The 22,235-nt window shown below is 65.6% G+C and carries 35 protein-coding genes; 22 read left to right on the plus strand and 13 right to left on the minus strand.

Annotation, left to right across the window (positions count from 1 at the left end):
- Nucleotides 1-96 precede the first annotated feature (96 nt).
- The 14 genes from nifT to ACT54R_RS11655 all read left to right on the plus strand — a co-directional run bounded on the left by nifT (nucleotide 97) and on the right by ACT54R_RS11655 (nucleotide 8,421).
- Nucleotides 97-312: a putative nitrogen fixation protein NifT gene (gene nifT, locus ACT54R_RS11590; RefSeq protein ID WP_024281053.1), complete on the plus strand. Its 216-nt coding sequence runs from the start codon at nucleotides 97-99 to the stop codon at nucleotides 310-312.
- A 6-nt stretch (nucleotides 313-318) separates the two neighbouring features.
- Nucleotides 319-1,185: an SIR2 family NAD-dependent protein deacylase gene (locus ACT54R_RS11595; protein WP_476326502.1), complete on the plus strand. Its 867-nt coding sequence runs from the start codon at nucleotides 319-321 to the stop codon at nucleotides 1,183-1,185.
- Between the two features lie 356 nt (nucleotides 1,186-1,541).
- Nucleotides 1,542-3,116 (plus strand): nitrogenase cofactor biosynthesis protein NifB, encoded by a 1,575-nt coding sequence (nifB, locus tag ACT54R_RS11600; RefSeq protein WP_476326504.1) that lies wholly within the window; start codon nucleotides 1,542-1,544, stop codon nucleotides 3,114-3,116.
- A gap of 24 nt (nucleotides 3,117-3,140) precedes the next feature.
- Nucleotides 3,141-3,365: a 4Fe-4S binding protein gene (locus ACT54R_RS11605; RefSeq protein WP_011995790.1), complete on the plus strand. Its 225-nt coding sequence runs from the start codon at nucleotides 3,141-3,143 to the stop codon at nucleotides 3,363-3,365.
- 11 nt (nucleotides 3,366-3,376) lie between these two features.
- The gene (locus ACT54R_RS11610) at nucleotides 3,377-3,691 is read left to right on the plus strand and encodes a HesB/IscA family protein (protein WP_024281049.1); all 315 of its coding nucleotides are present in this window, start codon (nucleotides 3,377-3,379) and stop codon (nucleotides 3,689-3,691) included.
- Nucleotides 3,692-3,805: 114 nt separating this feature from the next.
- Nucleotides 3,806-4,348 carry a hypothetical protein gene (locus tag ACT54R_RS11615; protein ID WP_168457266.1) on the plus strand — a complete coding sequence of 181 codons (543 nt, stop codon included), beginning with the start codon at nucleotides 3,806-3,808 and terminating at the stop codon, nucleotides 4,346-4,348.
- Complete coding sequence (locus ACT54R_RS11620) at nucleotides 4,338-5,120, plus strand: 4Fe4S-binding leucine-rich repeat protein (protein WP_476326506.1); 783 nt, start codon at nucleotides 4,338-4,340, stop codon at nucleotides 5,118-5,120. The genes ACT54R_RS11615 and ACT54R_RS11620 overlap by 11 nt, the downstream gene beginning before the upstream one ends.
- Nucleotides 5,117-5,434, plus strand: a complete 318-nt coding sequence (locus tag ACT54R_RS11625; protein WP_168457268.1) for a nitrogen fixation protein NifZ — start codon at nucleotides 5,117-5,119, stop codon at nucleotides 5,432-5,434. The genes ACT54R_RS11620 and ACT54R_RS11625 overlap by 4 nt, the downstream gene beginning before the upstream one ends.
- Before the next feature lie 8 nt (nucleotides 5,435-5,442).
- Nucleotides 5,443-5,682, plus strand: a complete 240-nt coding sequence (locus ACT54R_RS11630; protein WP_168457692.1) for a nitrogen fixation protein NifZ — start codon at nucleotides 5,443-5,445, stop codon at nucleotides 5,680-5,682.
- A 55-nt stretch (nucleotides 5,683-5,737) separates the two neighbouring features.
- Nucleotides 5,738-6,067 carry a DUF3024 domain-containing protein gene (locus ACT54R_RS11635; protein WP_168457269.1) on the plus strand — a complete coding sequence of 110 codons (330 nt, stop codon included), beginning with the start codon at nucleotides 5,738-5,740 and terminating at the stop codon, nucleotides 6,065-6,067.
- 88 nt (nucleotides 6,068-6,155) lie between these two features.
- Nucleotides 6,156-6,419, plus strand: coding sequence for a DUF6129 family protein (locus ACT54R_RS11640; protein ID WP_168457270.1), 264 nt, complete (start codon nucleotides 6,156-6,158; stop codon nucleotides 6,417-6,419).
- Nucleotides 6,419-7,618, plus strand: a complete 1,200-nt coding sequence (locus ACT54R_RS11645; RefSeq protein ID WP_476326509.1) for a DegT/DnrJ/EryC1/StrS family aminotransferase — start codon at nucleotides 6,419-6,421, stop codon at nucleotides 7,616-7,618. The genes ACT54R_RS11640 and ACT54R_RS11645 overlap by 1 nt, the downstream gene beginning before the upstream one ends.
- Before the next feature lie 52 nt (nucleotides 7,619-7,670).
- Nucleotides 7,671-7,985, plus strand: a complete 315-nt coding sequence (locus ACT54R_RS11650) for a ferredoxin (protein WP_168457272.1) — start codon at nucleotides 7,671-7,673, stop codon at nucleotides 7,983-7,985.
- Nucleotides 7,986-8,196: 211 nt separating this feature from the next.
- Nucleotides 8,197-8,421 carry a hypothetical protein gene (locus ACT54R_RS11655; protein ID WP_168457273.1) on the plus strand — a complete coding sequence of 75 codons (225 nt, stop codon included), beginning with the start codon at nucleotides 8,197-8,199 and terminating at the stop codon, nucleotides 8,419-8,421.
- A gap of 150 nt (nucleotides 8,422-8,571) precedes the next feature.
- Here ACT54R_RS11655 and grxD read toward each other — a convergent pair whose 3' ends face one another.
- A complete protein-coding gene (gene grxD, locus ACT54R_RS11660; RefSeq protein WP_024281039.1) occupies nucleotides 8,572-8,901 on the minus strand; it encodes a Grx4 family monothiol glutaredoxin in 330 nt (109 codons plus the stop codon).
- 82 nt (nucleotides 8,902-8,983) lie between these two features.
- Nucleotides 8,984-9,217, minus strand: a complete 234-nt coding sequence (locus ACT54R_RS11665) for a BolA family protein (RefSeq protein ID WP_168457275.1) — start codon at nucleotides 9,215-9,217, stop codon at nucleotides 8,984-8,986.
- Nucleotides 9,218-9,468: 251 nt separating this feature from the next.
- Here ACT54R_RS11665 and ACT54R_RS11670 point away from each other — a divergent pair, with 251 nt between their 5' ends.
- The 3 genes from ACT54R_RS11670 (at nucleotide 9,469) to ACT54R_RS11680 (ending at nucleotide 11,321) form a co-directional block, all read left to right on the plus strand.
- Complete coding sequence (locus tag ACT54R_RS11670; protein ID WP_476326511.1) at nucleotides 9,469-10,332, plus strand: xanthine dehydrogenase; 864 nt, start codon at nucleotides 9,469-9,471, stop codon at nucleotides 10,330-10,332.
- Nucleotides 10,333-10,370: 38 nt separating this feature from the next.
- A complete protein-coding gene (locus ACT54R_RS11675) occupies nucleotides 10,371-10,853 on the plus strand; it encodes a tetratricopeptide repeat protein (protein ID WP_476326513.1) in 483 nt (160 codons plus the stop codon).
- A gap of 72 nt (nucleotides 10,854-10,925) precedes the next feature.
- On the plus strand, nucleotides 10,926-11,321 hold the full coding sequence (locus ACT54R_RS11680) for a DUF59 domain-containing protein (protein WP_168457278.1): 396 nt from the start codon (nucleotides 10,926-10,928) through the stop codon (nucleotides 11,319-11,321).
- A gap of 79 nt (nucleotides 11,322-11,400) precedes the next feature.
- Here ACT54R_RS11680 and ACT54R_RS11685 read toward each other — a convergent pair whose 3' ends face one another.
- Both ACT54R_RS11685 and ACT54R_RS11690 read right to left on the minus strand, forming a co-directional pair.
- Nucleotides 11,401-11,685 carry an aldehyde dehydrogenase gene (locus ACT54R_RS11685; RefSeq protein ID WP_168457279.1) on the minus strand — a complete coding sequence of 95 codons (285 nt, stop codon included), beginning with the start codon at nucleotides 11,683-11,685 and terminating at the stop codon, nucleotides 11,401-11,403.
- 47 nt (nucleotides 11,686-11,732) lie between these two features.
- Nucleotides 11,733-12,383, minus strand: a complete 651-nt coding sequence (locus tag ACT54R_RS11690; protein ID WP_476326533.1) for a glutathione S-transferase family protein — start codon at nucleotides 12,381-12,383, stop codon at nucleotides 11,733-11,735.
- A gap of 160 nt (nucleotides 12,384-12,543) precedes the next feature.
- On the opposite strand from ACT54R_RS11690, the gene ACT54R_RS11695 reads away from it, so the two are divergent.
- Genes ACT54R_RS11695 through ACT54R_RS11710 form a run of 4 tightly spaced genes read left to right on the plus strand, consistent with a single transcriptional unit; the run spans nucleotide 12,544 to nucleotide 14,040 of the window.
- Entirely contained in the window at nucleotides 12,544-13,023 is a 480-nt protein-coding gene (locus tag ACT54R_RS11695; RefSeq protein ID WP_476326516.1) for a Rieske (2Fe-2S) protein, read from the plus strand.
- A 44-nt stretch (nucleotides 13,024-13,067) separates the two neighbouring features.
- Nucleotides 13,068-13,400, plus strand: a complete 333-nt coding sequence (locus tag ACT54R_RS11700) for a DUF6156 family protein (protein ID WP_476326517.1) — start codon at nucleotides 13,068-13,070, stop codon at nucleotides 13,398-13,400.
- 27 nt (nucleotides 13,401-13,427) lie between these two features.
- Nucleotides 13,428-13,595: a hypothetical protein gene (locus tag ACT54R_RS11705; protein WP_168457281.1), complete on the plus strand. Its 168-nt coding sequence runs from the start codon at nucleotides 13,428-13,430 to the stop codon at nucleotides 13,593-13,595.
- A 10-nt stretch (nucleotides 13,596-13,605) separates the two neighbouring features.
- Nucleotides 13,606-14,040, plus strand: coding sequence for a group II truncated hemoglobin (locus tag ACT54R_RS11710; RefSeq protein ID WP_476326519.1), 435 nt, complete (start codon nucleotides 13,606-13,608; stop codon nucleotides 14,038-14,040).
- Nucleotides 14,041-14,068: 28 nt separating this feature from the next.
- Here ACT54R_RS11710 and ACT54R_RS11715 read toward each other — a convergent pair whose 3' ends face one another.
- Both ACT54R_RS11715 and ACT54R_RS11720 read right to left on the minus strand, forming a co-directional pair.
- Nucleotides 14,069-14,308, minus strand: a complete 240-nt coding sequence (locus ACT54R_RS11715) for a hypothetical protein (protein WP_476326521.1) — start codon at nucleotides 14,306-14,308, stop codon at nucleotides 14,069-14,071.
- Nucleotides 14,309-14,414: 106 nt separating this feature from the next.
- Nucleotides 14,415-14,660, minus strand: a complete 246-nt coding sequence (locus tag ACT54R_RS11720) for a hypothetical protein (RefSeq protein ID WP_168457284.1) — start codon at nucleotides 14,658-14,660, stop codon at nucleotides 14,415-14,417.
- Between the two features lie 315 nt (nucleotides 14,661-14,975).
- On the opposite strand from ACT54R_RS11720, the gene ACT54R_RS11725 reads away from it, so the two are divergent.
- Complete coding sequence (locus ACT54R_RS11725; protein WP_168457285.1) at nucleotides 14,976-15,461, plus strand: hypothetical protein; 486 nt, start codon at nucleotides 14,976-14,978, stop codon at nucleotides 15,459-15,461.
- A gap of 51 nt (nucleotides 15,462-15,512) precedes the next feature.
- Here the strand turns inward: ACT54R_RS11725 and ACT54R_RS11730 are convergent, their stop codons facing one another.
- From ACT54R_RS11730 to ACT54R_RS11760, 7 genes are all read right to left on the minus strand, one after another.
- The gene (locus ACT54R_RS11730) at nucleotides 15,513-15,848 is read right to left on the minus strand and encodes a hypothetical protein (RefSeq protein WP_476326524.1); all 336 of its coding nucleotides are present in this window, start codon (nucleotides 15,846-15,848) and stop codon (nucleotides 15,513-15,515) included.
- Between the two features lie 118 nt (nucleotides 15,849-15,966).
- The gene (locus tag ACT54R_RS11735; protein WP_168457287.1) at nucleotides 15,967-16,731 is read right to left on the minus strand and encodes a dienelactone hydrolase family protein; all 765 of its coding nucleotides are present in this window, start codon (nucleotides 16,729-16,731) and stop codon (nucleotides 15,967-15,969) included.
- A 260-nt stretch (nucleotides 16,732-16,991) separates the two neighbouring features.
- Nucleotides 16,992-17,810 (minus strand): 4Fe4S-binding leucine-rich repeat protein, encoded by an 819-nt coding sequence (locus tag ACT54R_RS11740; protein WP_476326526.1) that lies wholly within the window; start codon nucleotides 17,808-17,810, stop codon nucleotides 16,992-16,994.
- A 116-nt stretch (nucleotides 17,811-17,926) separates the two neighbouring features.
- Nucleotides 17,927-18,223, minus strand: coding sequence for a ferredoxin family protein (locus tag ACT54R_RS11745; protein ID WP_168457289.1), 297 nt, complete (start codon nucleotides 18,221-18,223; stop codon nucleotides 17,927-17,929).
- Nucleotides 18,224-18,303: 80 nt separating this feature from the next.
- Nucleotides 18,304-19,611 (minus strand): FAD-dependent monooxygenase, encoded by a 1,308-nt coding sequence (locus tag ACT54R_RS11750; RefSeq protein WP_476326528.1) that lies wholly within the window; start codon nucleotides 19,609-19,611, stop codon nucleotides 18,304-18,306.
- A 22-nt stretch (nucleotides 19,612-19,633) separates the two neighbouring features.
- Nucleotides 19,634-20,743 (minus strand): electron transfer flavoprotein subunit alpha/FixB family protein, encoded by a 1,110-nt coding sequence (locus ACT54R_RS11755; protein WP_168457291.1) that lies wholly within the window; start codon nucleotides 20,741-20,743, stop codon nucleotides 19,634-19,636.
- A gap of 60 nt (nucleotides 20,744-20,803) precedes the next feature.
- On the minus strand, nucleotides 20,804-21,652 hold the full coding sequence (locus ACT54R_RS11760; protein ID WP_168457292.1) for an electron transfer flavoprotein subunit beta/FixA family protein: 849 nt from the start codon (nucleotides 21,650-21,652) through the stop codon (nucleotides 20,804-20,806).
- Nucleotides 21,653-22,235: the final 583 nt, after the last annotated feature.

A 22,235-nucleotide genomic window follows, 5' to 3' on the forward strand; every position in this document is an offset into this window, starting at 1 on the left:
TGCCCCGCGCCCGGCGCGCATCACCAGCGTCCCCGTTCGGGCCTTCGGTCCTGCCGGGTCACAGCGGCGAGTAAAGCCCGATCAAGGAGCCAATAAATGAAAGTCATGATTCGCCGTTCCCCGGAAATCGGCCTGTCCATCTACGTCCCCAAGAAGGACCTGGAGGAGCCGATCGTCGAGTTCGAGCATGAGTCCCTGTGGGGTGGCTGGATCAAGATCGCCAACGGCTGGGTGCTCGACCTGCCCGAGATGGCCGAGGGCACCACCCTGCCCATCACCGTCAACGCGAAGAAGCGTGGCGAGGAGGAGTGAGCTGAGATGAACATTTCCGTCGCCAATGTCGAGACGCTGAAGCTCGCCGACGCCGAAGCCGTCCTGAAGGACGTGGCGGCGGAACTGCGCGCGGACAAGGTCGTGCCCTACCTCGGGCCCGGCCTTCTCGCCCTCGGGACGCCCCCCATCCCGGTGACGCCGGAAGACCTTTCGGTCTTCTTCGGCACCAAGGTGGCGCTGCCCAAGCGCGCCAAGGGCAATTGCTGGGCTGCGGCCCAGCACATCGAGAGCATGAAGCACCGCAACACCGTCTCCGCTCTGATGGCGGAAGCGTTCGGGCCTGAAGTGCCGCCGCTGCCGTTCCACACCTTCCTCGCGGGTCTGCCCCTCGCGCTGATCGTGGACACCTGGTACGACGGCTCCATGCGCGCGGCCCTCGCCGGCCGCTCGGACTGGGGCGAGGCGCAGGGCATCACCCGCGCCGGCATCGGCGAGGACCGCTGGTATCGCTTCTACGACCCCGCCGGCGCCGAGAGCGACCGCGCCACTGCCGAGGGCTGGAAGACCGTGCTCTACAAGCCGCACGGCAGCGCCACGCCCGCGAAGAACTGGCTGATCTCCGACGCGGACTATGTCGAGGTCCTCACCGAGATCGACATCCAGACCCCCATCCCGGACGTGGTGAAGAACCGCCGCACCGAGCGCAGCTTCCTGTTCCTCGGCTGTCGCTTCCACGACCAGATGCTGCGCACCTACGCCCGGCAGATCGCCAAGCGGTCGCGCGCGCCGCACTTCGCCATCGTGGACGAGGCGACGCTGACCAAGAACGAGCTGCGCTTCCTGCTCGGCCACGCCATCACGCCCATCGCCATGCCGTTGCCGAAGGCGCTCGACGTCATCATGTCGGCCTGACGCGGACAGCGCCTGCGGGCGAGAGATCGAAGGGGAGCATGTCCGACGCCGGGCATGCTCCCCTTGCTTTTGCGGGGTCGGCTGTCCGCGCGGCCTGCGGCGCAAGGCCCTTCCGGCCTCGCATTGATCTCGATCAAAAGCGCGGCGGACCATGCCACAATTCGACTGCGGAGCATGTAACTTTTCCAACATGTCCGTCGTGTCGGGGCTCGATGTTGACAAGCCGACAGCGTGTTTTTCAGTCTGTAATTCATTGAAATATCGAAGCGATTTCTCCGCCACCGCGCTGGCACGGCTGTTGCTCCTCACAGGGCCAAGGATTTATCGGGATCCTGCTGCAAGCGAGGAGCAGATAGATGCACGCGTCGACACAGCAAGAAAACGCGGTTGGCATGAACGCCGTCGGAATGGACGAGAAGCTGGCCGAGGTCATGCAGGCCAAGGCCGAGCACCAGGGCTGCGGCACCTCGGGTGGTTCGGGCAAGGCGAGCTGCGGCTCGTCGGCCGGCCAGGGCGACCTGCCCACCGAGATCTGGGAGAAGGTGAAGAACCATCCCTGCTACAGTGAAGAAGCCCACCACCACTATGCGCGTATGCATGTTGCCGTTGCCCCGGCGTGCAACATCCAGTGCAACTACTGCAATCGCAAGTATGACTGCGCCAACGAGAGCCGCCCCGGTGTGGTCTCGGAGAAGCTGACGCCCGAGCAGGCCGCGAAGAAGGTGCTGGCGGTGGCCTCCACCATTCCGCAGATGACCGTGCTCGGCATCGCCGGCCCCGGCGACCCGCTCGCCAATCCGGAAAAGACCTTCAAGACCTTCGAGCTGATCGCCCGCACCGCGCCGGACATCAAGCTCTGCCTGTCCACCAACGGCCTCGCCCTGCCGGACCACGTGGACACCATCGCCGGCTTCAACGTGGACCACGTGACCATCACCATCAACATGGTGGACCCCGAGGTCGGCGCGAAGATCTATCCCTGGGTGTTCTGGAAGCACAAGCGCTACACCGGCTATGAGGCGGCCAAGCTCCTCACTGACCGGCAGATGCTCGGCCTCGAGATGCTCACCGAGCGCGGCATCCTGTGCAAGGTGAACTCGGTGATGATCCCGGGCATCAATGACAAGCACCTCGTGGAGGTGAACCGCGCCGTGAAGTCGCGTGGCGCGTTCCTGCACAACATCATGCCGCTCATCTCCTCCCCCGAGCACGGCACCGTGTTCGGCCTCAACGGCCAGCGTGGCCCCACCGCCCAGGAGCTCAAGGCGCTCCAGGACGAGTGCGAGGGCGAGATGAACATGATGCGCCACTGCCGCCAGTGCCGCGCCGACGCCGTGGGCCTCCTCGGTGAGGACCGCTCCGCCGAGTTCACCACCGACAAGATCATGGCCATGGAGGTCAATTACGACCTCGACAGCCGCAAGGCCTACCAGGCCCTCGTCGAGGAAGAGCGCGTCGCCAAGGTGGCGGCGAAGCAGGAGGAGCTGGAGGCTCTCGCCGGCGAGCAGAGCGACATCAAGCTGCTCACCGCCGTCGCCACCAAGGGCTCGGGCCTCATCAACGAGCACTTCGGCCACGCCAAGGAGTTCCAGGTGTGGGAACTCTCCACGGCGGGCGCCAAGTTCGTCGGCCACCGCCGCGTCGACCTGTACTGCCAGGGCGGCTATGGCGAGGAGGACAGCCTCGAGACCATCATCCGCGCCATCAACGACTGCCATGCGGTGTTCGTGGCGAAGATCGGCGGCTGCCCGAAGGCGGACCTCATCAAGGCCGGCATCGAGCCTGTCGACACCTTCGCCCACGAGTTCATCGAGAAGTCGGCGATCACCTGGTTCAAGGAATATCTGAACAAGGTGAAGACCGGCGAGGTCGTCCACACCGTCCGCGGCGACGCCGAGATCCGGCAGGGCGCGCTCATCAACGCGGCCTGACCTGCGAAGTAAAGGAGCATCGCCATGACCCTCAAAATCGTCGCGTCGCAGTGCACGAGCTGCTCGGCCTGTGAGCCGGAATGTCCCAACGTGGCCATTTCGGAGAAGAACGGGACGTTCGTGATCGATCCGAAGAAGTGCACCGAGTGCATCGGCCACTTCGACGTGCCGCAGTGCGCGGCGGTCTGCCCGGTGGACGATACGTGCGTGATCGACAACGCGTATCCCCGCTATCAGCCCACCGCCTGAGGAGCTGCGCGATGAACTTCACCATGACCCGCTCCGCCGCCCGCTTCATGCGCATGATGATCATGGCGGACGGCGGACCCACCGCCGGCTTCCGCATGCATGTGACGCCCGGCGGGTGCTCCGGTCTCAATGCTGACATCTCCGTGCTGCCCGAACCGCAGCCTGGCGATGTGGTGGTGGAAAAGGACGGGGTGAAGCTGTTCCTGCCGGCGGAAAGCCGCCTGCTGCTCGATGGCGTGACCATCGACTTCACCGACACGGCCGCCAAGACCGGGCTCGTCTTCAACGATCCCAAGGCGACCACCTGCTCCTCCCACGCCCACTGAGGCGGGGAAGGGCAGCGTCATCCGACGATCATCCGGGGCGGCCTTGCTGCCCCGGATCTTCCGGGCCGGATTTCCACCGGCATCAGGACGGAACGAAGACAGGGGATGGAGGGGATGGAGGGTTCCGCGCAGGTCTTTGGCGAGCCCGATGTCCTGACCCCCGAAGCGCTTCTTGCGAGCGCTGTAATGGGTGGAGGGTTGCCGGAAGACGCACAGTTTCACCTGTGGGAAGCCGGTCTTTCCTACCAGCAGGACGAGGTGGCGGAAGCGCACCTGCGCAAGGCGGAGGCCATCGCGCCCGGCCATGCGGCGGTGCTGATCGGCCTCTACCGCTTCTACTTCTACAAGGGCCGCCTGCGGGAATGCCTGGGGGTGGCGCGGGAATGCCTCGCCAAGGCTCAGCGGGAGACCAACCTCCCGGCCGACTGGCGGGAGGTGCGGGCGGAAGATGCGGAGTTTTCCCGATACGACCGACTGATGCCGCGCTTCTTCCTGTTCACGCTGAAGGGCTACGCCTACCTCAACATGCGCCTCGGCAATCTCGACGAGGGGCGCGCCGCGGTGATGAAGCTGCTCGAGCTCGATCCGTCCGACAAGATCGGCGCGAAGCTCTTGCTCGACGTGCTGAACAGAGCGGGGCAGGACGATGAAGACTGACGACGACATCGAAGATGCCAAGACTTGGCTCGGCGAAGACGTGGATTGCCGGAGCTGCGCCCATGTGGGCGACCTGCTGCCGGCCGGCAAATGCCAGCTGAGGCGCGCCTGCGTGAACGACCGCTACGCCCGGCGCATCGACCGCTTCTTCAACTGGAACCCGGCGCTCGCCAATTCCTACGTGCGCCACGAACATTTCGAGGTCCGCGCCATCGCGGCGAAGCACGCCGACGTGTTCTTCCTGAAGCCGCTCCTCAACGATCCCGAGGAGACGGTACGCTGGAATGCCGCGCGCCGTCTGCCCAAGCGGCTCATTCTGCCTCTGCGCAACGATCCCCATCGCGAGGTGCGCATTCGCATCGTCTCGCTGCTGGAGGACGCGGAGCTCGCGCCCATGCTGGCGGATGACGACTACTACGTGCGCCTCGTGGTGGCGCGGCGCATCGCGCCGCCGCTGCTCTCCCGCCTCGTGGACGATCCCGAGCCCGAGGTGCGCAAGGTGGTGGCCCAGCGGCTGCCGGCCGAATGGCTGATGTGCATGGCGGGCGACCGCAGCGCCGCCGTCCGCCTGGAAGTGGCGCAACGCCTCGCCCCCGACCTCCTGCCGGCGCTTGCCGCCGATGCGGACTGGCGGGTGCGCTACGAGGTGGCCGGCCGGGTGGCGCCGTCCCAGCTCGCCCGGTTCCTGGAAGATGATGACGAGTTCGTGCGCGAGGTCGCCCGCTCCCGCATCGAGGCGGGCGGGCAGCTCTTGAGGGAGATGCCGCTATGAGCAACATCGTCCGTGACAGCGACGTGGTGGAGATTTCCGAGCCGCCTTACTTCAATTTCGGCGAGAAGGTGAAGGCGAAGCGGGTCATCCGCAATGACGGAACCTATGCCGGCAAGGAGATCGGCGAGATCCTCGCGAAGAAGGGCGAGATCGGCTACGTGGTTTCCATCGGTACCTTCCTGCAGCAGTTCTACATCTATGGCGTCGAGTTCACCGAGAGCGGCAACCGCGTCGGCATGAAGCGCAAGGAACTGGAAAGCGCCATTCCGCGCGAAGAACAGGACATCCCCCTGCCCCCCGCCCCCGGAGTTTGACGGCCATGATGCTCGAACCGCGCCTGCCCAAGTATGATTGGGGCATGAAGGTGAAGACCCTCATCGATCTCTACAATGACGGGTCCTATCCCGACATGCCGGAGGAGGGGCTGCTCGTCGGCGTCGGCACCGTCGGCGAGATCGTGCAGGTGGGCCAGCATACCGACACGAACACCCCGATCTACCTGATCGAGTTCAACGAGCGCCTGGTGGTGGGCTGCCTCGAAGAAGAGATCCAGCCGCTCTGATCCTCCGCCGCGCGGCGCCGGCCGCGCGCGCCACACAGCCGTGAGAGATAGGACGATGAGGCTGCCCGCTCATCCGAACGATCTCGACAGGAAGCGCATCGAGCGCGCCATAAGGGCGCGCAAGCGCTACCGCTATGTCACGCCGCGGGTCGTGGCCACCGAAGGTGGCTACCGGATCGAGAGCGCGTGCTGCTCGCGCAACATCGACCCCGAGGGAGGGGTGGTCGACATCGCCCTGATGATCTTCGATCCGGAGCAGGCGGCCTGGCAGCTGTTCCGCAAGAACCACGGCAAGCGCCTCTGGGAGCTGGACAGTATTCACGAGCGTCTGAAGGAATTGCTGGAGCTTCTGAACGACGACACCGAACGTCGATTTTGGCAGTGATCCAAACTGGCAATGATCCTGCATGGCATGGGACGGACCGCGACAAAGCCGCCGGTCGTGTCTCATTCCGGTACGGGAGAGTAAGGTTATGGCCCTGAGCGACAGCGACCTCGCCGAGATCGAGAAGGTGCTCACCGCCGAAGACTTGGCTGGCCCGGTCTTCGCCGAGCTGCGCAAGCGCTTTCCGGCCCTCTCCTGGACCCAGTGCGATGCCTCCGACGTCACCGAGGCGCCGTTCCGGACCTATCCCAAATACGACGTCCATCTGCTCGATGCCGCGGACCACTGCGCGCACGTCACCTCCGATCCCGGCGCCGCCACCGGCGTGATCCTCGCACGGCGGAGCGCGTGATGAGCGACGCCGATTTCCTGGACGATTTCGACCTGGGGGAAGGCGAGGGCGGCGAGGCCACCACCATCCTCCTGTCGGATCCCGACATCACCGTCATCGAGCTGCAGGCGGTGGCCGAGGCCATGCAGGCGCCCCGCCTCTCCAGCGGTCCTCTGGCGGAGCAGTTCGAGGCGGAGTTCGCGGCCTATCTCGGCCGCAAATATGCCGTCGCGGTGCCGAGCGGCACCCTCGGCCTGCTCTATACGCTGAAGGCCTACGGCATCGGGCCGGGGGACGAGGTGATCGCCTCGCCCTATTCCTTCCGCGAGACGGTCCACGCCATCAGCCTGTCCGGGGCGCGCCCGGTATTCGCTGATATCGACTATTGGGCGGGAACCCTTGTGCCGGCCAAGGCCGAGGCCAAGATCACCGAAAAGACGAAAGCCATCGTCGCCGGCAACACCAATGGCCATCCGGCGCCCTGGACCGATTTTCAGGACCTGGCCCGCAGGCACAAGCTGGCGCTGATCGAGGATTCCACCGAGGCCATCGGCTCGCGCTACAAGGGTGCGCTGGTGGGGACGTTCGGCGACACGTCCGTGTTCGATTTCTCACAGCCCTTCCCGATCGTGTGCGGCGAGGGCGGCATGGTGGTGACGGACGACATCGACGTCGCCGTGGCGCTGCGGCGCTTCCGCTCCCACAAGCTGGAGGAGCGGTCCTCCGTCGTCGTCAGCATGAGCGCGCCCTTCCAGGGCGCCATGAGCGACATCACCGCCGCGCTGGGCCTCACCCAGCTGCACCGGCTCGAGGAAATCCTCGAGCAGCGGCGCACGGTGGAACACCTCTACCAGAAGTACGTCCAATCCTTCGAGGGCATCAAGGACCCCTTCATCGGGCCGGACGTGACGGAGGTGAACTGGTTCCTCTACGTGGTCCATCTCGGCACCCGCTTCTCCAAGTCGAGCCGCGATTCCATCGTCGAGGATCTGAAGGTGGAGAAAGTCGAATCCGCCGGCTACAGCACGCCGCTGCATGTGCAGCGGCACTATTTCGACCTCGGCTATCGCCGGGGCGACTTCCTCGTGACGGAGAAGGTGGCCGACCGCGCCGTGGCGCTGCCGTTCCACACCCACCTAAGCGAGGAGGAGATCGAGTTCATCGTGGCAACGATGAAGGATGCCTCGGTCAACGTAGGGGCGGGCGCCGCCATCTACTGAAGCGCAACAAGATCGCACCCCAAACACGAAGACGAAACGACAGGAGCAGTTGATGTCCACGGTTACGTTGAAGGTCCTCCCCATGGGCAAGACCATTGAAGTCGCGGAAGGCACGAACCTCCTCGAGGCGCTCATCACCGTCGAGCCGGGGCTCGCCGACCGTCAGAAGAGCGACAAGGATGGCAGCGCGTCCCACGTGTTCGTGCAGGAAGGCCGCAAGGGTCTCTCCAAGACCACCAAGGAGGAGAACGAGAGCCTCGACGCGATCGTCGGCGTCGGCTCCAAGTCTCGCCTCGCCAAGCACGTGACCGTGCTCGGCACCGAGAACGTGACCATCGAGCTGCTCGGCGAGTTCTCGGGCTTCTGAGTGCGGCGGCGCTCCCGCGGGAGCGCCGGACTTTCGGCGGCGGGAAGGGCGGAGCCTTCCTGTCGCGACTTGAGACAAGGCTTCCGGTGGCACGCTGCCGGAAGTTCAACAAAAAGCGTGCCGGGTAATCAAGTCGTCGGGCGTGGCTGGCGTGAAACCTAGGTTTCGCTCCCGGCCCGCGCCAGTGAAGAACGTTGAGAGGAGAGATGAAATGAGCGACGAAGCAGTCATCGTTCACGCCCGCTTTGCGGCCAACGGAACCATCGCCGAGATCAGCGAGCGTCCCCAGGGTCTCAACCCGCAGGAGTGGTTCGACTTCCTGTCCTACCGTGTTCCGCTCACCTATCAGGCCCTGGCTGGCGGTCGCGGTGTGTTTCGGCTGACCCGGGCCGATGTGGACGCCTTCAAGGTCGAGGCGACCACCAAGGCGGCGTGAGACACGCCGGACGTATCGCGCGTTTGTGTTTGCGGAATACTTGAGGGCCGATCGGTTCATCCGGCCCGGTGTGTTTTCAATATCGTTCCATAATGCAGCAGAAGGGCCCGGATGCTCTCGCGTCCGGGCCCTTTTTTGTGGGTTTGCCCGTCAGGCGGTGACGGCGACGCCCTTGTCGGCGAGGAGCTGGGTCAACTCGCCGGCCTGGAACATCTCGCGGACGATGTCGCAGCCGCCGACGAACTCGCCCTTGATGTAGAGCTGGGGAATGGTCGGCCAGTTGGAGAAGGCCTTGATGCCCTCGCGCACCATCGGGTCCTGCAGCACGTCCACGGCGCGATAGGGCACGCCGACGCCGGCGAGCACCTGCACGACGGCGGCCGAAAAGCCGCACTGGGGCGCGGCGGGAATGCCCTTCATGAACAGGACCACATCGCTGGAAGCGATAATGTCTTCGATACGTTCGGCAGTGGTGGCCATGACAATCTCCTGATTGAAACGGTGCGGATGAAAACTGAAACTGCAATTGATCCGAGCCCGGCGCAGCGCGCTGCGGACGATCTCATTTGGGAATGAGCGTCTCCAGCTTCAAAGCGTGGAGCGTGCCGCCCATGTGCTCGCCGAGCGCGGCATACACCATCTGGTGCTGCTGCACCCGGCTCTTGCCCTTGAAGGCCTCCGAGGTGATGCGGGCGGCATAGTGGTCACCGTCGCCGGCGAGATCGATGATCACCACCTGGCTGTCTGGAAGGGCCTCCTTCACGAGGCGCTCGATTTCATCTGCGGCCATGGCCATCGCGCTGTCTCCTTCGATGTGCGACGCCGCCATGCAAGGCTGGCACCACTTGGGCGGCACCACTTGCGATCCCGGCCTGCGGGGGCGGATGCGGACCTCGCCTGTCGCAAAACTGACAGCACCAAGGGCGGCGAGCCGAGTCCGCCCGCAAGGGAGGGTTGCAAGGCCTGTCCGTTGCCCTCTTCCTGCAGGCGTTCCAAACGGCCTGTCTCTTGCTTACGCCTTGTCGCCCCGGGAAAACGAGAACCGTTATGAGCGATTTGCTACAGCAGGGACGCGGTGCGGCGCGCAACGGCTTTGCGACCATACTCGGCACCAACGAGATTGCGTCCGCTGTCGCGGTCGAGCTGCATCGCAGCGGCTATGGCGTCGTGCTATCGCATGATCCGGCCCCGCCCGTGATCCGGCGCAAGATGGCCTTCCATGACGCGCTCTATGAGGACGACGTGCGGGTGGATGGCGTGCGTGCCTGGCGGGCCGATACCGGGGTCGATGTCCGCAAGGGCCTCGCGCGCGGCGACGTGCTGGTGACGCCCCTCGGCCTGCTCGATCTCATCGTCCTCGGCCCCATCGAGCTTCTCGTCGATGCCCGCATGAACAAGTATCAGGTCACTCCGGACCTGCGCCGGCTCGCCCGCCTCACCATTGGCCTCGGGCCGGGCTTCGGCGGCGGCACCAATTGCGATCTCGCCATCGAGACGCGCCCGGGCAAGGAGGGGCAGGTGATCCAGCATGGCCCCACCGACGAGCCGGATCACACGCCCCGCGACCTCGGCGGCGTGACCAGCGAGCGCTTCGTGCATTCGAGCGTTCCCGGCCGCTGGCACACGGCCATCGAGATCGGCACCCGCGTCTACAAGGATTTCCACATTGGCTTCCTCGGCAGCGAGCCTATCCGCGCGCCCTTCGATGGCGTGGTGCGCGGCGTGGTGCGCGACGGAACCGAGGTTCCTGCCGGGGTGAAGCTGCTGGAGATCGATCCCCGCGGCCGCGGCGCCGACTGGACCGGGCTTGACGCCCGCGCCCTCGTCATCGCCAAGGCGGTCACGCGGGCGCTGACTTTCCGCGGCGCCCGGCTCACCGAAGCCACGCCGAACCCGCATCTGGTCAAGTAAAGCGGCGCCCTTCGCCCGCCCCACCGAAGGGTAGAAACGTGAGCGTCGATCTCTTTCCCAATACCGATGTCATCAATTTCGGCGAGGTGTCCGGACCGGTGAACGCCCTGCTGCAGCAGGGCGTCATCGCCTATCGCAAGGATCGCCGGCGCGCCGACGAGCTGTTCCGCCAGGCCCTCGCCACGGCACCGTCCGAGCTGCCGGTCTATTTCTGCCTCTACAAGATCCACACCTACCAGGGCAATCTCGACGAGGCGGAGGCCGCGGCGCGGGGCGGGCTCGTGGAGGCGGCGACCCAGGCGGGTTGGGACACGGACTGGCGCAAATGGGTGCCTTACGACCTTCTGCCTGACGGCCCCGGACGCTTCGCCCTCTATACGCTGAAGGCGCTCGCCTTCATCCACCTGCGGCAGAACCAGCCGGAGCTTGCGCTGGAAAAGCTCGAGGCGCTCAAGGTGCTTGATCCCACCGGCGCCGTGGGGTGGCCAGTTGTCGCGGCCCTCGCCGAGGGCCTGGATTGAACGTCCGGCCCATCGTTGGCATCGTGCTTGCTACGTATCGGGTACGATGAGGGGGCAGGAGGCATCGGTCACATGACTCAGCCTACGGACCAGGGTCTTGCCGCACCGACGACCATGATCGTCCATGGCGAGGTGCGCAATTTTGAAGAGTTCGCCGAGGATGATGCCGTTCTTCTGGAAGGCATCGTCGCGGCGCTGAGAACCGTCAACGATCCGGAAATTCCGGTGAACATCTATGACCTTGGCCTGATCTACCGGATCGAGGTCAAGGAAGATGGCGCCGTCGAGATCGACATGACGCTCACCGCGCCGGGCTGCCCGGTGGCCGGGCAGATGCTCGGCTGGGTGCAGGAAGCGGTGGTGATCGTGCCCGGCGTCAGCGACGTGAAGATGAAGCTGGTGTTCGATCCCCCATGGGACAAGTCGCGCATGAGCGACGAGGTCCAGCTCGAGCTCGGGCTGCTCTGACCCCGCCGCCAAGCCAGGATCATGGCCGGCCTGCGCCGGCCATTTTCTTTTTCGTCCGTCTTCCGGTCCAGGTCCGCCGTCAGCGCAGGAATTCGGACGCAAACAGTGTCTGCTTCTCCGCACTGTCGAGACCGACCTTTAGCGGCCATTTGTTGGCGAGGAAGAAGTTCTTCACCGCCCGGCTGATGTCTGTGCCAGCGACGTACCAGCGTTCCACGCCGTCGGGGGAGACGATGGCAGGGCCATCGGTTCGATGCACCACATCGCCGTCGAGCCAGAGCTGCGTGTCGGAATAGAGGAAAATTCCGGCCTTCCGGGACATGTCGTCCCGGTTCTCTTCCGTCACCACGAACATCTCGGACATGAACGCCTCCGTCGCTACGCGCTGGGCGCTGCAAGAAGCGTGCGGTGTCAGTTCGGGCGTGTGGAAGCCGCCCCGAGGAGGGTGATGTTGTAGCCTTCCTCACGCAGCACCCGCTGCACCACCGGCCGCTCCAGCATGCGCCGGTAGTGGGCCGCCAGATGCGGAGGCAAAGCAATCCCGGATTTGTCCGCCCAGAACTCCACGTAGAACAGCAGAGGGTCGGCCACCGAAAACGTGTCTGCCACGTAGGGCCGGGCGGCGACCACCCCATCGAGAATGGAAAAGCCCTGGCGCACGATGTCGCGTCCCAGCTGTTCCACCTTCTTGCGGTCGTCCACGGCGGCTGCGAAGGTCGGCCCGGCGAACAGGCGGGCGAAGCCCTGGCCGTGAACGGTGGCCACCACATAGACCATGGTTTCGAGCGCCCGCGTCGCCGCCTCGGCATCCTCCGGCCAGAGCCGGCCGCGGCCGCGGGTGCGCCCCAGCCAGTAGGCGATGGAGACCATTTCCGTCAGCACGCTGCCGTCGGGCCGCACCAGGGCCGGAATGGTGGATTTCGGATTGATCGCCATGTAGGCCGGCTTGAACTGCTCGCCGGCCGGCAGGTTCACGATGTGCGCCTCGAACACCTCCTCCAGCTCCTCCAGGATAATGTGGATGCCCGTGGAGCACGAGCCGGGGGTCATGTAGAGCTTCATTGCGGGCATGGGGCGTCCTGCGGGCGGCGGCATCTCGGCACGCTTCATGCAAATCTCGGGACATTTTCGCGCCGGCCGTGGGAATGCTGCCGCGGGCGGACATGGGGTGTTTCATTTGCGACAGGGGCCTGCGCCTCCGGGAGGGGCGGGCGGAGAAGTGATGTCTGCCGAACAAGCTGCCGAGCAACAGGACGCCGGGGCCGAGATCGAGGTCTTCGCCATCTGCGGGACGCACGAGCTGCCGCCCGGCGAGGCGAAGGCCTTCGATCTCTCGCGGCTGACGCCGGAAGGAGAGGCGCGGCCGTTCCGCATCGTTGTGGTGCGCACCGGCGCGCGCGAGGTGGTGGGCTATGTGAATGCCTGTCCGCACAAGGGTGCCTGGCTCAACATCGGCGGCGGCCAGTTCTTCAATCCTGAGCGCACGCATCTGCGCTGCGGCCGCCATGGTGCGCTGTTCGACATCGAGAGCGGCGCCTGCACGCAAGGCGACTGCGAGGGCGCGCACCTGGAGCCGGTGGCGGTGGCCATCGTGGGTGCGGATGTGTGCCTGTGCGGGGTGCCGCTGGTAGAAGCCGACGTGCCGGGCTTTCCCTATGACGATTTCGACGAAACCATGGAAATCATGATTTCCCCCGACTGATCGGTAGACAGGATGGAGACGGCGCAGGTGTCGGGAGACGCAAGATGAGTGCAGAGGCCGCCAGCGCGGTGCCGCCGGATATGTCCGGCGAATGCCGTTTCTTTATCACCTATACCGGCGTGAAGATGCCGTTCCGGCTGGTGGAGCCGATCCCCGAGGCGCAGCTCACCCACCGCAACACCTTCATCCGGGCCTGGTTCGATGCGTCCGGCCAGCTCACCGGCTTTGACAAGATGGTCTATGGCGAGGTGGAGCTGGCGCATCGCTACAGCTATCACGGCAACGGCGCGCTGAAGCGCGCCGAGGTGCGGATGGTGGATGAGGACACGGTGGTGGTCGCCTTCGACGAGGCGGGATCGCCGATGCGGCCGGAATAGCCCGGCGCCGACAGGAGGGCAGGACGGATGACGGTGGCTCAGCTGGTCGAGGCGCTCGGCAGGATGCCGCCGGACGCCGTGGTGCTGATGGAGGCGGACGGCGGCCTTTCCCTGGTGTCGGCCCTCGACTTTGTCGCGGCGCAAGGCGCTGGCGCGCCGGCCGAGGTCATTCTCCTGCCCAACATGGACGAATAGGGGTCAGATCATGTCGGATGTCGCCGAGACCACAACCATGTTCGAGCGCCTGGGCGGTGCCGTCGTCATCGATCGGCTGGTGGAGGCCTTCTATGCGCGCATGGACACCATGCCGGAGGCGGCGGGGATCCGCGCCATCCATGCCGATGACCTCGGCCAGACCAAGCAGGTGCTGAAGCGCTATCTCAGCGAGTGGACCGGCGGCCCCAAGCTCTATTCGCCCGAGAAGGGACATCCCCGGCTGCGGCAGCGGCACATGGGTTTTTCCATCGGCAATGCGGAGCGCGACGCGTGGCTGCTGTGCATGCGCGGCGCGCTGGAGGAAACGGTAGCTGATGCGGCTGCGCGCGAGGATATCTATGGCGCCATGGCGAAGCTCGCCGACTGGATGCGCAACACCGCCGGCAATCCGCACGACACCGTGGGCCACGCCGCGCGGCCCTGACTCTGCCCCCCCCCCCCCGGCGGCGGAGCTAAAGCGGCACGCCGAAGAAATCCTCGTCGGACCCGCCCCAGGCCTGGTGCAAAGCGAGGGCATTCTTCCACTTCGCCACCTCCTCCTCCGACGCGGCGCGGTGGGTGATCTTGCCCTCCGGCTTCTCGGCGAGGAGAAAGTCCTTCGCGTTGCGCAGGAAGCGGTTGAGCGCCTTGGTGTCGTTGGGACGGACGACGCAGCGGGGCGCTTCGTCGATGAGAATCGTCGTCGGGAGCATCGCCAATTCTCCTGTGCTGTGTGGGGGAGAGCGGGCACGGATGCCCGCGCTCTTGACGATACGCATGGTCTTCACGCGAAGCGAACTTCACTTCGCGGGATATGCTCTAGAAGCCGTCCTCCTTGGAGCCCCACGGATGGGAGCCCGGCACGAAGCCCGCCTTGATGCCGGCCTTCGCGATGTCTTCCATGGTCTTGTAGAAGGTGCCTTCGTGCACCAGCGTGCCGGTCTTGGTGGTGACCGCCACGTATTTGGCGACACGGTCGGTCTCGCACAGATATCCGCCGCCGGGATCATCGACGCTGCGGGCGTTGCCATCCCAGTCGATGAAGAAACCTTCGCTCGTCGACATGCCTCACTCCAAAGGACGCGCTCCGGGAAAGGACTTTCCGGAGGCCGGGGCTCCAAACAGGTTTGGCGGGGCGATCGACTGCCCCCGCGCGTTGCGCGCAGCAAGGTTCTTGCCAAGACGCGTCTGCGGCGGCGCGTCGGCTGGGGTGTCGCGCATCGCACATCTGCCGAATGGGGGCGTATGCTTCATGACACTGTCGTTCGACCAGATGAAAGCAGCGACTTGAGATGGGATGATGAGCGGTAATTATTGAATTTACTAGTCTTTGATCTAAGATGTCGGCGTTATTTTCTGTCTGCCCCGGAGATACATTTCATGACTGAATTGACCCGCCGTATGGCGTCCCTCAGCGACGTCCAGGGCCTGTGGGGGCTGCTGCGGCAGGCCGCCGCCGCCGTCCCCTTCAACGCCGAAGACGAAGCCGATCAGGAAACGCTCCTGTCCGAGCTCGTCGCCTGCTGCACCTCCGGCCTGTCGCCGGTGGTGGTGGACCATGAGAAGGGCATCGTGGGCGCGCTGCTCGCGCGGCGCGATACCTTCGAGTGGGGCTTCCGCAACAGCGAGGCCATCCATGTCACCTATGCCGCCGTCGCGCCGGCCGCCAAGGGCGATGAGGTGCTCCCCGCGCTGCTCGGCGAATTGCAGGGCCGCAAGGTGCCGCTGCTCGCCAGCGTGAAGAGCGGCGAGCAGCTCGGCTTCGCGGCCGCGCTCGGCACCCTCGGCTTCACCCATGAGGTGAAGGCGCTCAACGGCTGGGGCGATCTCTATCAGTGGACCCCGCCGCCCTCCGTCCATAACTGACCAGGACGCCGTGGGCGCGTCCGCGCGCTCACGGCCTTTCGGGCCGGCGCCTCAGCGCGGCTCTTCCGCGTCTGGCCGCGCCTGGATCTCGGCGAGGGCGGAATCGACGACGGCGCGGCAGGCGAGGAGGCGGTCGTATTCCGCCTTGCTGAGGGTCACGGTCGGGCCCTTGTCGTCGGCCTCGGCGTCGAAGGCCGGCCGGGCGGCGAGCGCCGCCTCGAAGATGGTCTTCTCAAGCTGGTAGATGCGCTCGCTCGCCCGTTCGAGATAGGGCAGGGGATTGGCGCGGACGTTCTGCTCATGCAGCGCGTCGAGGTTCAGGAGGTCGCGGAAGCGCTTTTCCGTGCGCCGCTTGCCCGCCCCGAAATCATGCTCGATCACGCTCATGTTCGATCACGCTCAAGTCCGACACTTCGTTGGCAAGATGAAACGTCCGGGCCGGCGGCGCGTCAAGGGCGACGCGCGCCGGCACACGGATTTGGAAGCTGCCGTTGGGCTTCGGGCGTCAGTCCAGGGGCGGCCCCATGTCGTCGCCACCGGACTTCTTCTTGCCCTTCTTCTCGGTCTTCGCGAGGGCATAGGCGCCGGCATTCTTCAGCTGCACCGGACCCTGCCCGACCACGTACTGGGAGATCCAGAACAGGGTGCGTTCCATGGCCTGATCGGCCGCGGCGGGGTCATAGGCGGAGCTCGCCTTGAAGGTGAACCCGCGGCTGGCGCCGGGATAGGAGAAGGCCGACACGTCCGGCCTGCGGGCGCGGAACTGGACCCTGTCCGCTTCCGGGATGGCCGGATCAGCTTCCGCGAAATGGATCAGCGTGGGGATGCGGCGCTTCTCCGACATTCCGTCGAGGATGTCTTCCTGCGCATGATAGCCGATGGCGCAGGCGAGCCCCTTCACCTTGTTGGCGGCCGTGTAGGCGAGAAAGCCGCCCCAGGCATAGCCGACAAGGGCCACCTTGCCAGCGTCCTTCACCGCATCGACGGTGGCCTGGATGGCCTCCAGCGACCAGTCGGTGCCGACCTCTTCGGTGAGGGCCTTGCCCTCGTCCGTGGCGGCGGCGTCGAGTTCGATGTCGGATTTCACCTTGTCGAACAAGGACGGCGCAATGGCCACATAGCCGGCGGCGGCGAAGCCGTCGGCGATCTGCCGGATGTCCGACGTGACGCCGTAGACGTCCTGCAGAACCACCACCGCGCCCTTGGGTGCGCCTTCCGGATCAGCCCGGTAAGCGGAGAATTTCACGTTGCTTGCTGTGACTTCGACCATGGCATCCTCGATTTCCGAGCGGCTGAAAAGGGGCAGGGCCGCTCGCTCTGCCAGTCTGAAACAGCTTCGACATGCAAATTGGGCGCCAGAAGACAGGAAATACGTGCGACGCGGTGCGTTTTGTGCGTCTGCATCAAGTAAATAATGCGTCGCAGCAGAAAACGACTTCGAAAACGCAAATCATTCGCGCCATCACGCGCGCATAATAAAAAGGCCGGCCCTGGGGAGGCCGGCCGTTCGATCGTCAGGCGGAATGCGGATCACGCGGAGGCGAGGCGTTCCCGCGCGACTTCGGCGATGGGGGGAACGTCATCGTGCGCCAGAGGGGCGAGCAGGGCCGGGGAGATCCGCTCGGCAACGACGAAACGCACCCGCATGTCGGGATCACCACGCAACGCGACAAGGCGTTCGGGATCGAGATGCTCGGCGACCACCACGCGAACCAGCGGATCGGGGTCATCGGCCATGCGGGCCAGGGGCACCTGTGGCAGGCGCGCGGCAACGATGCGCCGCACGTCCACCTCGGGGTCGTGCATCAGATAGACCAGCGCATCGGCCGGCGCGCGCCGGGCCGCCGACATGCGCACGCTGTAGTCCACATCCGACATGAGGGCGACAAGATCGCTGCCCTCCAGACGGCCGGCGACGGCGATGCGCACCCGCGGCTCGGGGTCAAACCGCATGTCCCGGATGCGGGCAAGCGGAAGCCGCTCGGCGCAGACCATCCGCACGTCCGGCTCGGGATCGTCCTTCAGCGGGGTGATGAGGAAGACGCTGGCATGACGGGCAGCCAGCGCCCGCACCTCGAAATAGGGGTGGTCGAGATAGCGCGCGGCGAGCGCCGCGTTGTTGGCGAAGAAGCGATCGATGCGCTTGCGCCGCCGGTCGAGGACGCACGCCTTGCCGAGGTCGCAGCGCCCTTCGGCCTTGATGTCCTCGTGGGGACAATCCTGGCAGCGCAGCGGTCGGCCCTGCCAGTCCAGCGCCTCGACGGCGAACTCGGACGCGAGCCCGTCGGCTGCGAAACCGTGGGCGAACCCCGGCTCTCCGGCCGTTGATCCTGACGAAAATGCGGACATGAAATCGTCCTCCCGGCCCCTAATCTAGGGGCGAAGGCGATTTGATGCCAGATGGCGTATCGGAAGCCGTGCGCCGGCTCCCGATCGCTATTTCGTTACCTCTGGGGCCGAAGGCCTCAGCCGAACTTGAACAGAACGCCGTAGCCGCCGCGCGGATAGTTCCACTCGATGTCGCCCGAGGGCTCGCCGATGATGCGGCAGGTGCCGCACTCGACGCAGCCGTCGGCGGTGATCTCCACCTGGCCCTTGTCGTTCAGCTCGTAGCAGCGGGCCGGGCAGGTGGTGAGCAGGGTGCGCAGCGCTGCGGAGGGGGTGGTGTGGGGCCGCACCTTGATGTGGGCGCGCCCGGCATCCACGAGGTAGCGGTTCTGGAAAAGCTTGTCCTCGACGCGGAAGGCGGTTTCGGTGGCCATGAAAAATCTCCCGGAAATCGGCGACGGGCGAGGCCCGCCGCGCAAGGTGGGAAAAAGGGATGCGCTGAGCTGAAAGCCCTTCAGCGCCAGGCGCGGGCGAGTTTGAAGGCGTCGCCGAAAAGGCCCGCCCACGACCGCGCGGAGGTGAAGGACTTGACCGTCATCTTCTCCTTCTCCTTCTTCGGCGTGCCGTCGACACGCACGAAGTTCTGCATGGCCTTGTTGACCAGCTGGGGATAGGTGAGGAAGAAGTTCTGCGACTGGATGTGCAGAAGCTGCGGCATGTCCTTGTACTTCTTGAGGTCTTTTATCACGAAGCTGTCGTCGAGCATCTTCTTGTAGAGCGAGAGGTTCGCCGCGGTCATGGGGTCCTTGCGGGACTTGACCTGGAAGATGGCCTCGCCCGCAATGCGGCCGGAGGTCATGGCGAGGTTCGAGCCCTCGCGATGGATGGCGTTGTTGAGCTGGGCGGCATCGCCCACCACCACCCAGCCCTCGCCATAGAGCTGCGGGATGGACTTGAACCCGCCCTCGGGGATGAGGTGGGCGGCGTATTCCTTCACCTCGGAGCCTTCCAGCAGCGGGGCGATGGAGGGGTGGCGCTTGAACTTCTCGAGCAGCGTGTAGGGCGATTCCCCGCTCTTCTGGAAATCCGACACCAGGCAGCCGATGCCCACCGACACGCATTCGCGGTTGGTGTAGAGGAAGCCCATGCCGGTCATGCCTTCCGAGATGGTCCCGGCGGCCTCGATCACGGCACCCTCGTTGCCCTTCACGTTGAAGCGCTGCTCGATCACTTCCTGCGGCAGGAAGTGCATCTCCTTCACCGCCAGCGCGACCTCGGTGGGCTTGGGGATCTTGCGCAGGCCGGCGCGGGCGCCGAGCAGGCCGGTGACGCCTTCCGCGAGCACCACCACGTCCGCATGGATCTGGCCACCGCCGCGATCGGTCTTCACGCCGATAACCTTGCCGTAGGCGTCCTGCACCAGCTCGGTCACCGTGGTCTCGCACACCACCAGGGCGCCGGCCTCGCGCACCTTGGAGGAGAACCACTTGTCGAACTGCGCACGGATGATGGTGTAGCGGTTCGGCTTCTCCTCGTTGAAGTCGTCGGACCGGTAGTGCAGGCCGGTGTGGGAATTCTCGCCCATCATCCAGAAGCGCTGCTCGATGAGGTGACGCTCCAGCGGCGCGTCCTCACGGAAGTCCGGGATGATCTTTTCCATCATCTCGGCGTAGAGGATGGCGCCCTGCACGTTCTTGGAGCCGGAATATTCGCCGCGCTCCAGCTGCAGCACCTTCAGGCCGCGGGAGGCCATGGTGTAGGCGGCGGCATTGCCGGCCATGCCGGCGCCGACGACAATCGCATCGAACTTTTCGTCGATCATCGGATGTTCCTTTCGCTGGCTTTCAGCTGGCGAGCTTGTCGCTGGAGTGGGCCGACAGGCGCTTGGCGAAGGCTTCCGTCAGGGCCGGGAGGAGGCGGATGGCGTCGGTGACGATGCCAACGTGGGCAAAGTCGAAGATCGGCGCGTTCTTGTCGGTATTGATGGCGACGATCAGGTCCGCACCCTCGACGCCCACCCGGTGCTGGATGGCGCCTGAGATGCCGGCAGCGATATAGAGGCGGGGACGGATGGTCTTGCCGGTCTGGCCGATCTGCCGGTCGGACGTGACCCAGCCCTTCTGCACCAGCGGCCGCGAGCAGCCGTATTCGGCGCCCATGGCCATGGCGAGGTTGCGCACCAGCTGGAAGTTCTCCGGCGAGCCGAGGCCCATGCCGCCGGCCACCACCACGTCCGCATAGGCGAGGTTCGCCTTGTTGGAATCGCGGTCGGGGATGAAATTCAGGATCTTGGTGACGATGTCGGCTTCCACCACGCCGAGCTTGTGCTCGATGACGCGGCCGATGGGCTTCTCCACCCGGATCGGCATGGGCATCACGCGCGGGCGGACCGTCGCCATCTGCGGGCGATAGTTCAGCGTGTAGATGGTGCAGAGCAGGGAGCCGCCGAAGGTGGGGCGCGTGGCGGCGAGCGAGCCGTCGGCGTCCACGTCCAGCTCGGTGGAATCGGCGGTGAGGCCGGTGAGCAGGGTGGTCGCCACCGCGCCGGCGAGGTCGCGGCCGAGCGTGGTCGCGCCCAGCAGCAGGATCTCCGGCTTGTAGGTGTTTACGAGGTCGGTCATCGCGGCCGTGTAGGCCTCGTTGCGATAATCGGTGAGCACCGGATCGGCCACCACATAGGCGAGGTCGGCGCCGTAGCAGAAGGATTCGGCCACCGCGCCGCGGACGGTCTCACCTTCGGCGCCGACCACCACGGCCGCCAGCTCGACGCCCAGCTTGTCGGCGAGCTTGCGGCCCGCGCCCATGAGTTCCCAGGACACGGGATGGACCTGGCCACGCTCCTGCTCGATGAACACCCAGACGTGCTTGTACGCCTTGAAGTGTTCCGGCAGCTCTTTCTTGGTGGACGCGCGTCCACCGGCGGCGGGGGCTGGGGGTGTCTTGGGCTCGCTCATGATGGTCGGCTCATTGATCTTGGAGCAACGAAGGGCGCGCGGGCTCTGCGGCGGAGGCCGTCAGAAGCCGCGCGCCAGCGTGGTCAGGTCGGCTTCAAGGCTGGGCTGGCGCGAGAAGATCTCGGCGATCAGCGCCTCGGAGATGTTGCCGCCCTCGCCGGCCTCGATGAACTTGGCCTTCTCGGAGCGCGCGCTCGGCGCGAACACGCGCTTGACGATGGTGGGCGAGCCCTTCAGGCCGCACATGTTGAGGTCGGTGACGCCGGCGTCCTTGGCGTTCCACTTCACGATCTCCGCGCGGGCGGCGCGCAGGGCGTCCACCATGGTGCCGCGGCGGATTTCGTTGGTGGCTTCCAGCATGGCGACGAGGCAGGGGAGCTTGGACTTCAGCACCTGCGTGCCACCCTCGGCGCGCCGCTCCAGCGTGATGGTGCGCTCGGCGGGATCGAACTCGGCGATCTTCGCCACATAGGTGACCTGCATCAGGCCGAGGCGCTTGGCGATGCCGGGGCCGACCTGGGCGGTGTCGCCGTCGATGGTCTGCTTGCCGGTGAACACGAGGTCCGGCACGCCCCAGGTCTGGCCGACCTTGGTGATGGCGGTGGCCAGCGCAAAGCTGGTGGCGAGGGTGTCCGAGCCGGCGAAGAAGCGATCGGTCAGCAGCACCGCGCGATCGGCGCCGAAGGTGAGCGCCTTGCGCAGGGAATCTTCCGCGGAGGGCGGGCCCATGGTGAGCACCGTGACTTCGCCGCCGAACTTGTCGCGCAGGCGAAGCGCTTCTTCCAGCGCGAACAGGTCATAAGGGTTGATGATCGTCGGCACGCCCTGCCGCATGATCGTGTTGGTGACGGGATGGACGCGGATCTGCGCCGAATCCGGAACCTGTTTGATGCAGACGACGATGTGCATGAATTCGCTCCGAGCCAAACCCAACGGCTCCTGAGCGATGACTGGCAAACGGCGTGCCAAGCCGGCGTCACATGTGAATCGCTCGCATTTTCAGCGATTTATCGTATCGATCGACCGATTGTCGGGTCTCGACGACAGACGAATACTGCGGAAAGTCCATGCCCGTGTCGGGAAGGTGACAGATGGAGGCGGGTTGATGTCGCGTGCGCCATGTTGCCTTGCGCGCATCTCCGACGCGTCGTGAATGCGACGTGGCGCGTCATGGGGTGATGTGTCGGAGAGCGGACGGTGGGGGTGGGGGCGAGGGGGAGGCGGGGCCACGAGGCCGCTGTGCTCGACCGAAGACCTTGAAGTATTGGGCGCGGTCGCCGGGTGGTTCTCGCAAAAGGTCCCCCGCCTTGCGGCGAGGGACCGGAACCTGAAATAGTCTTCAGCGTACGGTGTGTGAAAAGGCGTATTCGCAAAGGTCACGCCCTGCCCCGTTCAAATAGGCGCGGCGAGCCGCGGGGACGGACGTCGGGGGAACGGGCCGGCGGGGGCCGGCCCGTCGATCCTGGTTCAGCCGGCGGCGAGTTCGGCGGCA

Source organism: Xanthobacter sp. DMC47 (assembly GCF_056313845.1).

Excerpts from the sequence above, each read along its gene's own strand:
- nifT (WP_024281053.1), top strand. The coding sequence starts at position 97 with ATGAAAGTCATGATTCGCCGTTCCCCGGAAATCGGCCTGTCCATCTAC.
- ACT54R_RS11595 (WP_476326502.1), top strand. The coding sequence starts at position 319 with ATGAACATTTCCGTCGCCAATGTCGAGACGCTGAAGCTCGCCGACGCC.
- nifB (WP_476326504.1), top strand. The coding sequence starts at position 1,542 with ATGCACGCGTCGACACAGCAAGAAAACGCGGTTGGCATGAACGCCGTC.
- ACT54R_RS11605 (WP_011995790.1), top strand. The coding sequence starts at position 3,141 with ATGACCCTCAAAATCGTCGCGTCGCAGTGCACGAGCTGCTCGGCCTGT.
- ACT54R_RS11610 (WP_024281049.1), top strand. The coding sequence starts at position 3,377 with ATGAACTTCACCATGACCCGCTCCGCCGCCCGCTTCATGCGCATGATG.
- ACT54R_RS11615 (WP_168457266.1), top strand. The coding sequence starts at position 3,806 with ATGGAGGGTTCCGCGCAGGTCTTTGGCGAGCCCGATGTCCTGACCCCC.
- ACT54R_RS11620 (WP_476326506.1), top strand. The coding sequence starts at position 4,338 with ATGAAGACTGACGACGACATCGAAGATGCCAAGACTTGGCTCGGCGAA.
- ACT54R_RS11625 (WP_168457268.1), top strand. The coding sequence starts at position 5,117 with ATGAGCAACATCGTCCGTGACAGCGACGTGGTGGAGATTTCCGAGCCG.
- ACT54R_RS11630 (WP_168457692.1), top strand. The coding sequence starts at position 5,443 with ATGCTCGAACCGCGCCTGCCCAAGTATGATTGGGGCATGAAGGTGAAG.
- ACT54R_RS11635 (WP_168457269.1), top strand. The coding sequence starts at position 5,738 with ATGAGGCTGCCCGCTCATCCGAACGATCTCGACAGGAAGCGCATCGAG.
- ACT54R_RS11640 (WP_168457270.1), top strand. The coding sequence starts at position 6,156 with ATGGCCCTGAGCGACAGCGACCTCGCCGAGATCGAGAAGGTGCTCACC.
- ACT54R_RS11645 (WP_476326509.1), top strand. The coding sequence starts at position 6,419 with ATGAGCGACGCCGATTTCCTGGACGATTTCGACCTGGGGGAAGGCGAG.
- ACT54R_RS11650 (WP_168457272.1), top strand. The coding sequence starts at position 7,671 with ATGTCCACGGTTACGTTGAAGGTCCTCCCCATGGGCAAGACCATTGAA.
- ACT54R_RS11655 (WP_168457273.1), top strand. The coding sequence starts at position 8,197 with ATGAGCGACGAAGCAGTCATCGTTCACGCCCGCTTTGCGGCCAACGGA.
- grxD (WP_024281039.1), bottom strand. The coding sequence starts at position 8,901 with ATGGCCACCACTGCCGAACGTATCGAAGACATTATCGCTTCCAGCGAT.
- ACT54R_RS11665 (WP_168457275.1), bottom strand. The coding sequence starts at position 9,217 with ATGGCCATGGCCGCAGATGAAATCGAGCGCCTCGTGAAGGAGGCCCTT.
- ACT54R_RS11670 (WP_476326511.1), top strand. The coding sequence starts at position 9,469 with ATGAGCGATTTGCTACAGCAGGGACGCGGTGCGGCGCGCAACGGCTTT.
- ACT54R_RS11680 (WP_168457278.1), top strand. The coding sequence starts at position 10,926 with ATGACTCAGCCTACGGACCAGGGTCTTGCCGCACCGACGACCATGATC.
- ACT54R_RS11685 (WP_168457279.1), bottom strand. The coding sequence starts at position 11,685 with ATGTCCGAGATGTTCGTGGTGACGGAAGAGAACCGGGACGACATGTCC.
- ACT54R_RS11690 (WP_476326533.1), bottom strand. The coding sequence starts at position 12,383 with ATGAAGCTCTACATGACCCCCGGCTCGTGCTCCACGGGCATCCACATT.
- ACT54R_RS11695 (WP_476326516.1), top strand. The coding sequence starts at position 12,544 with ATGTCTGCCGAACAAGCTGCCGAGCAACAGGACGCCGGGGCCGAGATC.
- ACT54R_RS11700 (WP_476326517.1), top strand. The coding sequence starts at position 13,068 with ATGAGTGCAGAGGCCGCCAGCGCGGTGCCGCCGGATATGTCCGGCGAA.
- ACT54R_RS11705 (WP_168457281.1), top strand. The coding sequence starts at position 13,428 with ATGACGGTGGCTCAGCTGGTCGAGGCGCTCGGCAGGATGCCGCCGGAC.
- ACT54R_RS11710 (WP_476326519.1), top strand. The coding sequence starts at position 13,606 with ATGTCGGATGTCGCCGAGACCACAACCATGTTCGAGCGCCTGGGCGGT.
- ACT54R_RS11715 (WP_476326521.1), bottom strand. The coding sequence starts at position 14,308 with ATGCTCCCGACGACGATTCTCATCGACGAAGCGCCCCGCTGCGTCGTC.
- ACT54R_RS11720 (WP_168457284.1), bottom strand. The coding sequence starts at position 14,660 with ATGTCGACGAGCGAAGGTTTCTTCATCGACTGGGATGGCAACGCCCGC.
- ACT54R_RS11725 (WP_168457285.1), top strand. The coding sequence starts at position 14,976 with ATGACTGAATTGACCCGCCGTATGGCGTCCCTCAGCGACGTCCAGGGC.
- ACT54R_RS11730 (WP_476326524.1), bottom strand. The coding sequence starts at position 15,848 with ATGAGCGTGATCGAGCATGATTTCGGGGCGGGCAAGCGGCGCACGGAA.
- ACT54R_RS11735 (WP_168457287.1), bottom strand. The coding sequence starts at position 16,731 with ATGGTCGAAGTCACAGCAAGCAACGTGAAATTCTCCGCTTACCGGGCT.
- ACT54R_RS11740 (WP_476326526.1), bottom strand. The coding sequence starts at position 17,810 with ATGTCCGCATTTTCGTCAGGATCAACGGCCGGAGAGCCGGGGTTCGCC.
- ACT54R_RS11745 (WP_168457289.1), bottom strand. The coding sequence starts at position 18,223 with ATGGCCACCGAAACCGCCTTCCGCGTCGAGGACAAGCTTTTCCAGAAC.
- ACT54R_RS11750 (WP_476326528.1), bottom strand. The coding sequence starts at position 19,611 with ATGATCGACGAAAAGTTCGATGCGATTGTCGTCGGCGCCGGCATGGCC.
- ACT54R_RS11755 (WP_168457291.1), bottom strand. The coding sequence starts at position 20,743 with ATGAGCGAGCCCAAGACACCCCCAGCCCCCGCCGCCGGTGGACGCGCG.
- ACT54R_RS11760 (WP_168457292.1), bottom strand. The coding sequence starts at position 21,652 with ATGCACATCGTCGTCTGCATCAAACAGGTTCCGGATTCGGCGCAGATC.